Genomic DNA, 792 nt, shown 5'->3' with positions numbered 1-792 from the left:
ATCTGGCCGAAGCCGGCCAGCGCGACCGCGTCCATCACCGCCTGGTGGTTGCGCTTCTCGGCCACCTGGTAGTCGTAGGTGAAGCCATTGGCCGCGCAGTGCAGCATGAAGGCCTTGAGCGCCTCCACGTCGATCTGGCTGTCGGGCAGGCCCATGCCGGCAATCCGAACGCCCTGCGGCGACTTGATGCCGCGGGCGTAGGCCAGGATCTGTGCGCCCGGGTTGCTGCTTTCCTCGGTGATCCAGCCGATGGCGTCACCCTTCCACACCGGGATCGGGAAGGAATGTGCAACACAGCGCAGCTCGTCGGGGCTGCCGTTGAGCTGCCCGGACGCCTTCATGCGGATGCCGATGCGCGGGATGCCGTCATAACTGGCCGTGTCAGGCAGCACACTGACAAGGTTGGTCCAGCTGAAGCTGGCCTGCGCGTTGTTCCCGTCGGTGTTCAGGCCCGCAGTGCGGACCCGCACCTCGTACTGGCCGGCCGGAACATCGAGGCCATAGGTCGCGCGCCGGGACTTCTGCGTCCGACCGGCCACGGTGTAGTTGCCGAACACACGCCAGCCGCCCTCGCCCACTGCGCGGTACTGGATCTGGATCTGCTCGCGGTTCTCGTAGTCGCGGCCCTTCTTGTCCGCATCGAAGATGCGGAAATCCATGTTCACCTGCAGGCGGATCGCGCCGGCGGAGCTGGTGCGCTGAACCCAGTTGCTGGGCGTGTGCTTGGGGTCGCTGCTGGTGTCCAGGATCACACCACCGTCGACGCTGCCAGAGTTGCTGTACAGCGGAATG

Annotated in this window: 1 pseudogene; it reads right to left on the bottom strand. The window is 65.9% G+C overall.

The features are described 5' to 3' along the window. Positions 1-792, bottom strand: a pseudogene (locus tag N7590_RS22095) (phage tail protein); the annotation flags it as partial.

The organism is Stenotrophomonas sp. GD04024 (assembly GCF_029837545.1).
Taxonomy (GTDB): Bacteria; Pseudomonadota; Gammaproteobacteria; order Xanthomonadales; family Xanthomonadaceae; genus Stenotrophomonas; species Stenotrophomonas forensis.
This window is presented reverse-complemented; position numbering and strand designations above follow the sequence as displayed.